At 63.3% G+C, this 13,751-nt stretch carries 13 protein-coding genes; 4 read left to right on the forward strand and 9 right to left on the reverse strand.

Translation table 11 applies throughout. From position 1 onward, the window contains the following. Positions 1-14 precede the first annotated feature (14 nt). Positions 15-677: a metallophosphoesterase family protein gene (locus HTUR_RS14895; protein WP_012944147.1), complete on the forward strand. Its 663-nt coding sequence runs from the start codon at positions 15-17 to the stop codon at positions 675-677. Positions 678-842: 165 nt separating this feature from the next. Here HTUR_RS14895 and glnA read toward each other — a convergent pair whose 3' ends face one another. Beyond that, on the reverse strand, positions 843-2,195 hold the full coding sequence (gene glnA / locus HTUR_RS14900) for a type I glutamate--ammonia ligase (RefSeq protein ID WP_012944148.1): 1,353 nt from the start codon (positions 2,193-2,195) through the stop codon (positions 843-845). Between the two features lie 126 nt (positions 2,196-2,321). Here glnA and lrp point away from each other — a divergent pair, with 126 nt between their 5' ends. Beyond that, positions 2,322-2,783 carry an HTH-type transcriptional regulator Lrp gene (lrp, locus tag HTUR_RS14905; RefSeq protein WP_012944149.1) on the forward strand — a complete coding sequence of 154 codons (462 nt, stop codon included), beginning with the start codon at positions 2,322-2,324 and terminating at the stop codon, positions 2,781-2,783. An 86-nt stretch (positions 2,784-2,869) separates the two neighbouring features. Here lrp and HTUR_RS14910 read toward each other — a convergent pair whose 3' ends face one another. From HTUR_RS14910 to HTUR_RS14915, 3 genes are all read right to left on the reverse strand, one after another. Continuing rightward, positions 2,870-4,789 (reverse strand): ABC transporter ATP-binding protein, encoded by a 1,920-nt coding sequence (locus HTUR_RS14910; RefSeq protein WP_012944150.1) that lies wholly within the window; start codon positions 4,787-4,789, stop codon positions 2,870-2,872. 91 nt (positions 4,790-4,880) lie between these two features. Next, entirely contained in the window at positions 4,881-5,021 is a 141-nt protein-coding gene (locus tag HTUR_RS27465) for a hypothetical protein (RefSeq protein ID WP_008894056.1), read from the reverse strand. 130 nt (positions 5,022-5,151) lie between these two features. Further along, positions 5,152-5,973, reverse strand: a complete 822-nt coding sequence (locus HTUR_RS14915) for a hypothetical protein (protein WP_012944151.1) — start codon at positions 5,971-5,973, stop codon at positions 5,152-5,154. Positions 5,974-6,131: 158 nt separating this feature from the next. Between HTUR_RS14915 and HTUR_RS26760 the strand changes: the two genes are divergently transcribed. Beyond that, positions 6,132-6,407, forward strand: a complete 276-nt coding sequence (locus HTUR_RS26760; RefSeq protein WP_148225343.1) for a hypothetical protein — start codon at positions 6,132-6,134, stop codon at positions 6,405-6,407. 261 nt (positions 6,408-6,668) lie between these two features. Here HTUR_RS26760 and HTUR_RS14925 read toward each other — a convergent pair whose 3' ends face one another. The 5 genes from HTUR_RS14925 to thsB form a co-directional block, all read right to left on the reverse strand. Next, a complete protein-coding gene (locus HTUR_RS14925; protein WP_148225344.1) occupies positions 6,669-8,210 on the reverse strand; it encodes a hypothetical protein in 1,542 nt (513 codons plus the stop codon). Between the two features lie 92 nt (positions 8,211-8,302). Further along, positions 8,303-8,470, reverse strand: a complete 168-nt coding sequence (locus HTUR_RS27470) for a hypothetical protein (RefSeq protein ID WP_187291458.1) — start codon at positions 8,468-8,470, stop codon at positions 8,303-8,305. Between the two features lie 227 nt (positions 8,471-8,697). Then, complete coding sequence (locus HTUR_RS14930) at positions 8,698-9,519, reverse strand: hypothetical protein (RefSeq protein ID WP_012944154.1); 822 nt, start codon at positions 9,517-9,519, stop codon at positions 8,698-8,700. 156 nt (positions 9,520-9,675) lie between these two features. Next, positions 9,676-10,473, reverse strand: coding sequence for a hypothetical protein (locus HTUR_RS25590; protein ID WP_012944155.1), 798 nt, complete (start codon positions 10,471-10,473; stop codon positions 9,676-9,678). 322 nt (positions 10,474-10,795) lie between these two features. Then, on the reverse strand, positions 10,796-12,466 hold the full coding sequence (thsB, locus tag HTUR_RS14945; RefSeq protein ID WP_049941760.1) for a thermosome subunit beta: 1,671 nt from the start codon (positions 12,464-12,466) through the stop codon (positions 10,796-10,798). A 328-nt stretch (positions 12,467-12,794) separates the two neighbouring features. Between thsB and HTUR_RS14950 the strand changes: the two genes are divergently transcribed. After that, a complete protein-coding gene (locus tag HTUR_RS14950; RefSeq protein WP_012944157.1) occupies positions 12,795-13,724 on the forward strand; it encodes an NAD-dependent epimerase/dehydratase family protein in 930 nt (309 codons plus the stop codon). Positions 13,725-13,751: the final 27 nt, after the last annotated feature.

The raw sequence follows: 13,751 nt of genomic DNA on the forward strand, positions 1-13,751 counted from the left end.
CCGTTCGTCCACTCATGCTCGTTCTCGGCGATGCCCACGCGTCCGAGCCGGACCGCCGCGAGACCCTTCTCGAACTGTATCGCACCGTCGAACCCGACCGCGTGTTACAGCTCGGCGACCTCGAGTACTACGACCTCCCGGCGCCGACGTGGTTCGTCGCGGGTAACAACGAGGACCTCGACGTCATCGAAGCGCTGCGCGCCGGGGAGGACCCGCCCGAGGCAAGCGATGTCCACCTGCTCGCGAGCACCGTCGCGTCCGTCGACGGGCTCCGCGTGGCCGGCCTCTCGGGGAACTACGCGCCGACGAAGTACGACTGTTCGCGCGACGAACTCGAGGGAGACCGTCGCCGACACTTCACCCGCGACGACGTCGAGCGAGCGGCCGAACTGGACGACGTCGACGTCCTGCTCACCCACGAGGCCCCGACCGGGCTCCTCTCCTACGGCTACGATCCCGGCTGCGAGCACGTCGACGCCCTGCTCGAGGCGCTCTCGCCGTCGCTCTGTCTTGTCGGCCACCACCACCGCCACCGCGAGGCCGAACTCGCCGGCGTCGACGTCGTGAGCCTCGCGCCCGCCTGGGAGCGATACTACACACTCGAGGGCGACGTCGACAGGGGTGGGCTCCGGCTCGAGGGCCACGAGCACGCGTTCGGCACCGATGCGTCCGACTGACCGCGGCGACGGCGGCGACGGAATCGTGGCGGACCGCCGCGGGTCGCGGTGATATGAACGGCTCCGAGAACTGACGGCTCGTACGCCGGACGCGAGTTACGGACCGAACCGAAACGGAGAGAGAAAACGGCAGAACAACGGGTTTGCGTCGAACGCCGGGTGGCCTCAGAACGTCTCGAGGTAGCGGTCGAGCTCCCACTCGGAGACGTCGACGAGGTACTCCTCGAACTCCTGGCGCTTGGCCTCGACGAATTTCGGCGCGACGTGCTCGCCCAGCGCGCTGTAGATGGCCTCGTCGTCCTCGAGGGCGTCGACGGCCTTACCGAGGTTCGACGGGAGGGTGTCGATGCCGTACTCGTCGCGCTTCTGCTCGTCGAACTCGTAGATGTTCTCCCGGACCGGGTCGGGACACTCGAGGTCCTGTTCGATGCCGTCGAGACCGGCGTGGATCATGACGGCGAAGGCGAGGTACGGGTTACAGGACGGATCCGGCGAGCGCAGTTCGATTCGCGAAGCTGCCGGTGTGCGGGCCGCGGGCTTGCGGACCAGCGCCGAGCGGTTGCGGTCCGACCAGGCGACGTAGACCGGCGCCTCGTAGCCCGGCACCAGGCGCTTGTAGCTGTTGACCGTCGGGTTCGCGACCGCCGTGATCGCCGGCGCGTGCTCGAGAATACCCGCGAGGAACGAGTGAGCCTCGTCGCTGAGGTTGAACTCGTCGTCCTCGTCGTGGAAGGCGTTCTCGCCGTCCTCGAACAGCGAGAAGTGCGTGTGCATCCCCGAGCCGTTGATCTTCGGGATCGGCTTGGGCATGAACGTCGCGTGCAGGTCGTGTTGGGCCGCGATGGCGCGGACGACGGTGCGGAAGGTGGCGACGTTGTCCGCGGTCGCGAGCGCGTCGTCGTACTCGAAGTTGATCTCGTGTTGCCCCTCGGCGACCTCGTGGTGGCTGGCCTCGATCTCGAAGCCCATGTCCTCGAGACCGTAGATGATGTCGCGGCGGACGTCGCTGGCGAGGTCTTTCGGCGCGAGGTCGAAGTAGCCGCCGGCGTCGTTGGTCTTGGTCGTCGCACGGCCCTCCTCGTCTTCCTCGAACAGGAAGAACTCCGGCTCGGGCGCGGCGTTGACATCGTAGCCGAGGTCCTCGGCGCGCTCGAGGGCGTTCTTGAGGACGCGGCGCGGGTCGCCCTCGAAGGGCTCGCCCGTCGAGGTGTTGTAGACGTCACAGATCATCCGGGCCGCGGCACTGTCCTCCTTCTGGCGCCACGGGAGGATGGCGAACGTGTCCGGGTCGGGGACCAGGCGCATGTCCGATTCCTGAATGCGGACGAAGCCTTCGATCGAGGAGCCGTCGAAGTAGATACCCTCGCTGAAGGCCTTCTCGGCCTGGCGAGCGGGAACGGAGACGTTCTTTACCGTTCCGAGAATGTCAGTGAACTGAAGACGGAGGAAATCGACGTCTTTCTCCTCGATCTCGTCTAATACCGCCTGTTCGGCCTCGGTGATGTTTCCGCTTGTCATATTTCTCGTCGTCCTACCCAAGTAACTCTGCTACTAAAACCCTACTGCTCTAAGCAAATCTTCTCTCCAGCGGTCGGAACTGACTGTTCGTAAAGTTCTAATGGGACTAGTGAGTGGGTGAGTGTGATGACGTACGAAAATCTCGATGCAAAACTAGTGAATGAACTTCTGGGTAACGGACGGGCGAGCCTCCGCAGTCTCGGCGAGGAACTCGACGTTTCGGTGACGACAGTTTCGAATCACCTCTCCGACCTCGAAGAGCAGGGTGTGATCGAAGGCTACACGCCGCAGGTGGATTACGACGCGCTCGGATACGATGTCACAGCGATCATTCAGCTCCAGGTCGAAGGGAACGCGCTCCCCGACGTCACCGACACGCTCCGGGATCACCCCCAGATTCCCTCGGTCTACGAGGTCACCGGCGACAACGACGTCGTCGCCGTCGGCAAGTTCACTGACACCGACGACATGAACGACGAGATCAAGGAGTTGCTGTCCGACCCGGACATCAAGGCCTCGAACACGAGCGTCGTTCTCAACGCGGTCGGCGAGAACGAGCAGTTCGAACTCGAGGTCGACGAGCGCTAATTCGAACGGGAGCCGACGTCTCGAGCTGTTTTCGATCGCTGCCCGTCAGTCGGTGCGGTACTATTGGCGTCCGACACCGATCGCGTTCAGTCGTCCCCCTCGGTCAGTGCCTCGGCGGCCGTTTCGCGATCCCCGGCCTGGGCCGCCCACAACATCGCGTACCGCCCGTCTGCTTCCAGTAACTCCTCGTGCTCCCCGCGTTCGACGATTTCGCCGTCCTCGACGACGAGGATCGTGTCCGCCTCCTTGATCGTCGAGAGGCGGTGGGCGATCGTCAGCGTCGTCCGCTCCGCGGTGAGTCGGTCGATCGACCGCTGAATCTGGAGCTCCGTCTTCGTGTCGACGGCGCTGGTCGCCTCGTCTAACACGACGAGCGCCGGATCCGCGAGGACGACCCGCGCGAGCGCGATCCGCTGTCGCTGGCCGCCCGAGAGCTTAACGCCCTCCTCGCCGACACGGGTCTCGTAGCCGTCCGGGAGGCCGGTGATGAATTCGTGGGCCTGCGCCGCCCGCGCGGCCTCGCGGATCGCCTCGTCGTCGGCCTCGAACTGGCCGTAACGGATGTTGTCCGCGATGGTCCCGTCGAAGAGCACCGTCTCCTGACTGACGTAGCCGATCGACGATCGGAGATCGGCCAGCGAGAGCTCGCGGACGTCGTGGCCGTCGATCCGGATCGATCCCGACTCCACGTCGTACAGCCGGAGGAGCAGTTTGACGAGCGTCGACTTGCCGGCGCCGGTCGGCCCGACGAACGCGACCGTCTCGCCGGGTTCGGCCGTAAAGGAGACGTCCCGGATCACGGACTCCTCGAAGGCCGTCTCCTCGCCGACGTGGGCCTCGCTGGCGTCGTAGCTGAAGGTGACGTCCTCGTACTCGACGCGACCCTCGATCTCGTCGAGGTCGACCGGATCCTCGGGATCGTCGACGCGGACGGGAATGTCCATCAGCCCGAAGACGCGCTCGCTCGAGGCCTTGGCGTTCTCGTACTGGTCGACGATGTTCGACACCTCGGCCAGCGGCGCGACGATCCGCTGGGTCATGAAGAGGAAGACGACGAAGTCGCCGACCGAGAGGGTGCCGGTCAGCGGGCCGGGCGCCGTGCCGGTGGCGAGCCAGAGGCCGCCGACGAGGAAGGTCCCGGCGAAGGCGAGCCCGGCGAGCAGTTCCATCCCGGGCCGGTAGAAGTACGAAAGCCGGAGGACGGCCATCGTGTCCTCGTAGAGCCGCCGCGACGCCTGCCGCACGCGATCGATCTCGTGGGACTCGCTGTTGGTCGCCTTCGTCAGCGTGACCGCCGAGAGGCTGTTCTCGAGGCGGGTGTTGAGCCAGCCGACGGCCGAGCGCTGGCGGGCGTACCGCGGTTCGACGACGCGCATGAACCAGATCGTGAAGGCGACCATCGCCGGGATCGCGACGAGGGTGACGAGCGCCAGCTGCCAGTTGAGATAGAAGAGGACGCCGGCGATCCCGCCGACCATCACCAGCAGCCGCGCGGAGTTCATCAGCGCGTTGTCGAGGAACATCTCGAGGTTCTGCGTGTCGTTGTTCAACACCGCCATGACCTCGCCGGTCTCCTTGTCGTCGAAGAAGGTCATGTCGAGGCGCTGCATCTTCTCGAAGGAGTCGACGCGCACGGCGTGCATCACGCCGTGCGCGAACAGATTGGCGGTGACGCCGTAGATCCAGGTAAAGAGGGCGACGACGAGAAACGAGACCGCGATGGCGGCGATGGAGAACCAGAACTGGGCCATCTGCGCGGTCGGCAGCCAGGCGTTGGGAACGATCGGCAACTCGAACGCGCCGTCGCCGGTGAAGATCGCGTCGATAGCAGTACCCAGCAACAGCGGCGGCACGAGACTCGCCATTCGGGCGACGAAGTTGGCGAGCATCCCCGCGGTGAACCAGCCCAATCGATCGGGCGCGTATTCCTGAAAGAGTCGCCACAGCGGTCGCTCGACGTGCTCGCGGTAGGCATCGAACGGCGTTTCGTCTTCGTTGGTACTCACTGGCGAGGGCGTTTCGGTTCGAAACGGAAAGCGGCCAGGATTTCGGCAACCGGTGGCATCGACCGCCGGGTCGGCGATAGTGGCGCTACGGCTACCGATAGTACAACAACACTAGTCCAACGGCGAGAAGCATAAGCCCCCACCACAGCGAGTCGCCGGGGAGCGCCTTCAGGACGAGCGTGACGATACCGGAGGTAAAGAGCGACCAGCCGAAGGTCGTTTGCGACGACATACGCCGCGTAGTAGCCCCAGCACAAAAGATCACCGGCTTGCCAAGAAACGCGGATTCGGGCCGCGAACCGCCTTCCGTTCGACTCGAGCGCAACGCTGCACACCGAAAGCGACCTCGAAGAATGCGGTGCTTAGATCACGCTCCGGACGACCTGATTAGCGTAGTACACCGCTGGATACGTAGCCGGAAACGCGATAACGAACTTGTTCAATCCCATGAAGACGGCGTTGAATCCGTGGAAGAGAATCCCCGCCGCGAACACGACCACCGTCCACTGCGGATCGACGAACAGGACGATCGGAAAAAGGCACTCGAACGCGATAACTAGCCAGGCGCCGACCACGTTGAGATGCGGATATCGCTGCAGGAGGTGGTATATCCGTTCGTCTCCCCAGACCTCGGTCGAAAACACTCCCGCTATTGCGGAGCCGGTCTGCCAGTCCGACGAAACGAGCTTACTCGCGCCGGCGATCAGATACGACAACACGGACTGGGCAGCAATAAACAGGATCGCCGCCGTTTGAACGAGACTCCCGTCGGGGAAGAGCGCTGCGAGGATCAAGCCCGGGACGAGCACGAGTTGCATCTGAAACGCACCGCTGAGTCCGGCCATCTGACGGTACACGATGCCGAGGTGTGTCGCGAAGAGGAGCAACAGTAGTACCCACGAGACACGTCCGAACAGCGCCGTCACGGAAATGGTAATCGCAAGGGCGAGCCTGGCGATCAGCAGTAGTCGGAACCGTGGGGGTCTCAGCAGTCGTTCTGCAAACGGAGCGAGCAGTCCACTGGTGCGTACGAACCGCTTCGAAACCTCCCAGTTGAGAAGGCCGTCGTCGGCGAATCGGTCCCGCGTGTACAGTTGCTCCAGTGAGGAGATGAGCACCTGAACGCCGACCAGAAACACCATGACACGGATCGCCGCGTGGAGCGTGAAGCCGTCGTCGATCATCGTTCCAACTCGTGGAAATGAGAGAGGAACAGCGGTTCGTACCGATCACTCGCACGGGAGTGTTGCAGTATCAAAAACTGCGTGCTCTCGCTCAACGGCGAGTGGTCTCGACGACTGACGTACCGAAGTAACGCGAGATAGAGTACGGACAACTCGAGGTGACCCAGATCGACCGAGCGGAGTTCGAGTTGTCCGCCGTCATCGACGGCGTCGGCGGCGTCTCTCGTATTCGCATACTGCTGGCTCGCGTTCGTACTCAAATTCTCCGCGATATCGAACAACGCTTTACTCCGATACAGATGGGGGTTCCAGACCCATCGAAATTTGCCGGGCGGTCGATTGATTCCGGATACCCTCCGCCAGTTCGTTACCTCGCCGTCGACGTATCGATCGCGGTATACGAGATAGTAATCGTACCGTCCGGGATGCGGTGAGAAGAAGTTCCACTTCGGGACGAGCGTGTGTAACGGCCCCATTCGTTCCGACAGGAACTCTGATCCGGGGGTCGTGGCGTTTACGACCGTCAGTCCCAACCACAGGAGGAGAACCGAGATGATCGAAGCTGTCAACCAATCCATACGGTAGCGTTATATTACAGATATATTAACACTACGGTATATTGATTCTATACCGGCTGAGGATGGAGTATAGCCGTCTCGAAACGGGTTTCGGGACGTTCAGTAGCGTCGATCAGTTCAGATAGCGAGGTCGCGCTCTCGGATCGTAGTGAGCGCGTATCTGTAGGAGAGCCAGCCTGCTCCCGACAGCAGTATCAGACTCGTTACGGGACCGGCGATCGCGACGACGCGCGGCGGGACGTCAACGACCGTCGCGATAGACGGTGCGCCGTGTAGACCGACGATCGCCGGCAATCCGAGGACGATTATTGCTGCGCTAAACACGAATACAGCTTCCAGGCGTGGAGTCTGCATGCCGGCGGTACTCGTTGGATCGATTCCGTCGAACTGCGGAAGGGCGACGCCGATACCGAGTGCGAGAACTGGAGCGATCGCACCGAGAAGCGCACCGAACACGACGAGTCCGGCGCGGGTGAGCAGTTCCAATTCCGTCATCGAACCTGCCACTGCAGTCGCGAGACCGACGAGGATACACCCGGGTATCGCTGCGGAAAGCGCATACCCCGTGAGGACGTGGCGTCCTCCGTGCGGCGTCGTCAACGTCCCGCGCAACGCCCGCCCCTCGCTCCCGAGCGGATTGAGGGTCACACCGACGCCGACGGTCGCCGCGCCGTAAATCGCGACGATTAGCGGAATACCGTCCGGAAACCGAGTTGCGACGCTCCCGCCAGCGCTCGCGGTAAGCACGATCAACAATCCACCGAACAGCAACGCTCGAGGCTCGCGGCGAAGTCGTCGCCACGTCACTCGAACGACGGCGGCTACCGGCCGCGACAGCACTCGCCGTAGCAGCCCGTCGACCGGCGACTGGCTTCGTTCCGTCGGATCCGATGGGAGTTGAGACGGCTCGTCCGCGAGCCACAGTCGCTCGCCGATTCGCGGCGAAATCGATGCACTCGCGATAAAGGCCACCGGCATCGCGATCAACGCGACCGTCGCACGGACCGGAGACGCAGCAGGCGTCGAGATAAGGGCGAGATCAGCGTACCAGCCGATCGGAACAGCACGCAAGAGTTCGACCGATTCCCGAAGGGACACGAATACCGCGAACATGCCAACGACGAGTGGCCCCCCGACGATCAGTTTGTGCTCGCGAAGGACCGCGACGCGAACGAACGCGAGTTGTAACGTCAGCGCGATCGGATACGCTACGGCAACGGCCGTAACGAACAACGCGCCGCCGGCAAAGACGATCATAACGGTCGTGAGCACTGCGCCCGAACCAGCGCCGAACGCGACCGCAGCGGCGAGTAAGATGAGTCCTGCGGTGCGCCAACTGAACGCGAGATACGTCAACAGTTCAGCGGTCGTGAGGGTCGTCGCCGGAACGGCGACGAGGTGGTCGTCCGTTTCGCCGTTCATCGCCCCGTTTCCCATCGCTTTCGGAAGCAAGACCAGATAGATGACGAGCAGGAATAGTACGCCTGCGGCGCCGCGTCCCAGTTCGAGCACGGTCGTTTCGTGGCCGCTGGCGAACCGCGTTCCGTAGACGTACGCGCCCGGCTCGGACCAAAACGCCTCGTACCCGGGGAACGGCAATCGTCCGACGACAGCGGGAACGATAATCAGCAGCGGAAGCACCTGAAACGCAGCGAGCATCGGTTTCGCTCTCAGCTTTCGGTACTGCCGAACGGAGCGCGTTTTGGCGATCAGCACGCTCGTAGCGACTTGGTCCCACATCGTTCTTGATTTCACGCGCTCGTCTCGACGGTAGTATCAGTCGTGATTTCGAGGAACGCGTTCTCGAGGGTCGATTCTTCGTTTGATTCGATACGTCGTTCGAGCGTGTCGGGCGTTCCGTTCGGACTGAGGAATCCGTAGATCGGTTCCCGATCGATCGAGAGCGATAACGAATCCACAGCAGCAGTGCTACCGTACTCTTTCCGCAGATGTGAAGTCCTGATAGCGTGCCGAGAGGTCACGGCAAATCGTTTCGAACCCATGTATATAGAGTTTTCTCGATATGAGTACGATAGATAATACCGATCGTCGATAAAATACGGCGTTCTGCCGTCCGTTCGACGGACGCCGGCGCTATCACGGCGTATCGGTGGTCGTTGCCTCGGTCACCTCAAGGGCGGTCGGTTCAGGCAGTGAGCGTATCGCGGGCATCCAGCAGTTCCTCGACCGATGCACCGGCATCGGCGTCACCGAGCGTCCGATCATCGAACTGGCTCAGAGCCGGATCGGCGGATCCCGTTCCGGCCGCTGCCGCCCCAATGAGAACGCCAGCGGCGAATGCGAGCGCCGCTGCCGATGCACCGGCGGGGCCGGCCAGGACGGCCGCAGTGTCGGTGTCTTCCGGGGCGGCGTGAGTCGCGTCGCGCTCGACCTGATCGGTCGGCGGCGGCGCGACGACGACGCAATAGTCCCACTCGAAGTCGAGTGCCTCGTCGTCACCGTCCTCGGCGATGTACTCGCGAACCTCGAACGCGGAGTGATCGAGCGAGCCGCCATCGTACGGCGCCATCGCTGCACCGAACCGATCCGAGCCAGCAGCGGTCGTGGCGACCGTCCGATCGTGGTATACGATATCTGCGATGACCGGAGCCGCAGTGCCGGTAGAGGTATCCGGATCAATTTCGGCCGCGAGACGGTTCCGAACGTCGAGCGCGAGTTCGGTATCGCCGCTGACGACTGCACGCTCGAACTCCGCGAGGAGGTCGGATCCGGTTTCGGCGCCCAGAGCGGTGATCGTCCCTTCGAGTGGAGTCCCCGCAACGGCGTCCGACTCGAGTTCGATCACGCGCGGCGTTCGCTGCCGTTGCCGGCGGTTCGCCTGGTTCCGATGGGTGGACTGTTCGGTCGCTGCGTCGAACTGAGACGTGTGGCGATCGGTTACTAATTCGAGCGCGGTCCGTGCTTCGTCGACCAGTCGTGCTGTGATGTCTGGCGTCTGTACTTTCATCTACGAAATCGTGTTATCACCAGTCATTAATAAATATATTGCTAAGAAGAACTGGATTGATTCCGCGGAAAATAAGATGATTGAATTGGTGGGTATCGGACGTACTGTCACCCGCGGTTCCGGCTGAAAGCCGGGCGAGCAGAAACCGACGGCGATTCAGCCGTGTAGTTCGTCGCGAGCACTCATCAGTTCCTGAACCGATGCGCTGGGTTCGAATTCGCCGGCAACCTGCCCCTCGAGCTGGTGGAGTGCGGGATCCGTAGAGCCCGACGGACCGAGTGCAACACCGACGACGACGCCGGCTGCGAACGCCCACGCAACCGACGCGTGAGCCGGGCCGAAGACGATTGCAGCGTCGTCAGCGTCGTCGGGAGCGGCAGCCGCCGCATCCTCTTCGACGCGTTCGGACGTCGGCGGGGCGACAATAATGCGGTACTCGCACTCGACGTCGGCACCGTCGGCGACGTGTTCGCGAACTTCGAACGCGGAGTGATCGAGCGAGCCGCCGTCGTACGGCGCCATCGCCGCACCGAACCGATTCGAGCCGACCGGGGCCGTAACGACCGTTCGGTCGTGATAGACGACGTCCGTGAGCGCCGGCGCGTCCGCGTCGACATCCGTTTCGATCGCCTCGGCGAGACGTGCCTGAACATCGCGTGCGAGAGCAGCGTCATCAGCTTCGACTGCGTGCTCGAAATCCGCGAGGAGGTCGGACCCGGTTTCGGCGCCCAGAACGGTGATCGTCCCTTCCAGGGGAGTCCCCGCAACGGCGTTCGGCTCAAGTTCGATCACGCGCGGCGCTCGCTGCCGTTGCTGGCGGTTCGCCTTCGCTCGCTCGATAGCAGCCTGCGTATCAGCGCCGGTTCGACCGGTATCTCGATTGATAACTGCCGTGAGTGCGGCTCGAGCGTCGTCAGCCAATCGTGTCGCAAGTTCTGGTGTTCGGTTTGACATCTGCGAAATGCTGTTTCTACTAACCATTAATAAATTATGGGTCTCGATCAAATCAAACACCCACGATGGAAAGACCAGATTTTCCGGCAGGTTATCTATCCGGCGTTATCATTGAAAGGAATGGAGTGAGTCGAGTTCTCTATACGCGGACCGCTCGGGATTGAGACGAGTAATATTGATCCGGGTTCCGTCCCCGTGGCGTCGGGAACGCTACCACGCCGTTCCCGCTCGGGTCTGCTTCTCGACCAAAAAAATCGAATGAGACCGTAACGGTCCCAGAATAGGGAAAACTGGCGTCTCTGACGGCGTTACGGGGCCGATCTCACATCATGCCGCCCATGCCGCCGCCCATGCCGCCCATGCCGCCGGCACCGCCGGGCGCGCCGCCCTCTTCGTCGCCGCCCTTATCGGTCGACAGGTCGCCGGCGGAGATGATGTCGTCGATTTTGAGGACCAGGTTCGCGGCCTCGGCAGCGGAGGTGACGGCCTGCTCCTTGGCGTGGGCCGGTTCGACGACGCCGGCCTCGAAGGTGTCCTCGACGTCGCCGGTGAAGACGTTCAGGCCAGCTTCGATGTCACCGTCGTCGTGGGCCGCACGCAGGTCGACGAGCGTGTCGATGGAGTCGAGGCCGGCGTTCTCGGCGAGCACGCGCGGGACGAGCTCGAGCGAGTCGGCGAAGGCCTCGACGGCCAGCTGTTCGCGGCCGGAGACGGAGTCGGCGTAGTCGCGCAGGCGCGAGGCGAGTTCGACCTCGATGGCGCCGCCGCCGGCGAGGACGCGGCCGTCGGAGACGGTCTGGGCGACGACGTCGAGCGCGTCGTTGACGCCGCGCTCGAGTTCGTCGACGACGTGGTCGGTCGAGCCGCGCAGCAGGAGCGTGACGCCGTGGGCGTCCTCGCCCTCGACGTAGAACAGCTCGTCCGCGTCGTCGCGGGTGACGTCACCGAAGCCGAGGTCGTCCTCGGTCGCACTCTCGAGGTCGGAGACGACGTTCGCGCCGACGACTTCCGAGAGGAACTCGAGGTCGGACTTCTTGGCGCGGCGGACGGCGAGGATGCCCTCCTTGGCGAGGTAGTGCTGGGCGAGGTCGTCGATGCCCTTCTGGCAGAAGACGACGTCGGCGCCGAGGTCGGCGATCGTATCGACCTTCTCGCGGAGCTGTTTCTCCTCGCGGTCGAGGAACTTCTGGAGCTGGTCGGGGTCGGTGACGGAGACCTCGGTGTCGACGTCGGTCTCTTCGACCTCGATAGCCTCGTTGAGCAGCAGGATGTCGGCATCGGTGGCCTCGGTGGGCATGTTGTCGTGAACGGGGTCCTTGTCCACGATTCCACCCTCGAGGAGGTCGGATTCGCCGGCGCTACGGCCGGTCTGGGTCTCGATGTTGAGGAACTCGAGGTCGACGACGTTGTTGCCCTCGTCGTCCTCGACGGTGACCTGCTTGACCGCGTCAATGATGAGCTGCGAGAGGTGCTCCTTGTTGACCTCGGTGCCCTTGCCGGTCATCGAGGTTTCGGCGACCGAGCGCAGGAGCTCCTCGTCTTCGGTGTCGACGTCCTGGGCGATGTCGTCGATCTCGTCACGGGCCTGCTCGGAGGCCATGTGGAAGCCCTTGATGATCGCCGTCGGGTGGATCTCCTGCTCGAGGAGGTCCTCGGCGTTCTTGAGGAGTTCGCCGGCGATCGCGACGGCCGTCGTGGTGCCGTCGCCAGCCTCGTCCTCCTGGGTCTCGGCGACCTCGATGATCATCTCGGCCGTCGGGTTGTCGATGTCCATCTCCTGGAGGATGGTGACGCCGTCGTTGGTGATGGTGACCGAGCCCATCGAGTCGACGAGCATCTTGTCCATCCCTTTCGGACCGAGTGTGGAACGGACGGCCTCGGCGACCGCACGGGCCGCGCTGATGTTGTAATCCTGCGCGTCCTTGTCCTTGACGCGCTGGGAATCCTCGCTCATTACGATCATCGGCTGACCCTGCTGCATTCGCTGGCTCATAGTCAGCCGAATCATTGATTGTGATTCTACATAAACGTTACGCTATTCAGCGCACATGATGATCGTCGGCGAGCGAATTGAACGGCGGAAAACCGCCGTAGTGCGCGCCGTTTTGCCGCCATCCGTGTGAGAAGTTAGCATCTCAGTAGGCGGCGTAACAGATGCGCATATCCGCCATATTTAAGTAATTTCGATTTGCGCGACGGGGTCGGCCACCTCGAGACGCGGAACAAAGTCGACGCGTCGATCGAAGGCGCTCGAGCGCCGACGGCGATGGGAACGCGACGGCGAAGACAACAATTATCCCGATGTCAATGGATCGTCCAGTATGCATCTCTCGAACGGACGGGTCCTCGTCACGGGCGGCGCCGGATTCATCGGATCGCATCTGACCGAACGACTGCTGGCCGACGGCGTCGACGTCACGATCGTCGACGATCTGTCGAACGGCGACGCCGACCGCGTTCCCGAGGGCGCGACGTTCATCGAGGCGGACCTCACCGAACCCGGCGTTCTCGATGGGCGCCTCGACGACATCGATCTCGTCTTCCATCTCGCGGCGTCGAAACACGTCGACACCGACCGTCCGCACGGACAGTTCGACGACAACACGCGGATGACCCGCAACATCCTCGAGGCGATGGCCGACGCCGGCGTCACGGAGATCGCCTACACCTCCACCTCGACGGTCTACGGTGAGGCCCCGCGGCCGACGCCCGAAGACTACGCCCCCCTCGAGCCGATCAGCGCCTACGGGGCGAGCAAGCTCGCGGACGAGGGACTGCTCTCTGCGCGGGCACACAGCCACGATCTGACCGTCTGGAACTTCCGCTTCGCGAACGTCGTCGGACCGCGCCTTCGCGGAGCCGTCATTCCGGATTTCATCGAAAAGTTACAGGACGATCCCGAGACGCTGACGATTCTGGGCGACGGACGCCAGGAGAAGTCCTACCTCGACGTCGAGGACTGCCTCGACGCGATGTTCCACGTCGTCGAACACGCCGACGACGCGATGAACACCTACAACCTCGGGACGCGAACGACGACCTCGGTCGACCGGATCGCCGCCATCGTCGCCGACGAGATGGACCTCGATCCCGACTTCGAGTACACCGGCGGCGAGCGCGGCTGGACCGGCGACGTGCCGAAGATGCGCCTCTCGATCGAGAAACTCTCGGCGCTGGGCTGGGAGCCGACGCGCTCGAGCGACGAGGCCGTCCGGCGGGCGACCCGGGAGATTCTCGCGGAACTGGACTGAACGCCGCGCCGCGTGGTTCGCGTCGGT

Source organism: Haloterrigena turkmenica DSM 5511, from assembly GCF_000025325.1.
Lineage (GTDB): Archaea > Halobacteriota > Halobacteria > Halobacteriales > Natrialbaceae > Haloterrigena > Haloterrigena turkmenica.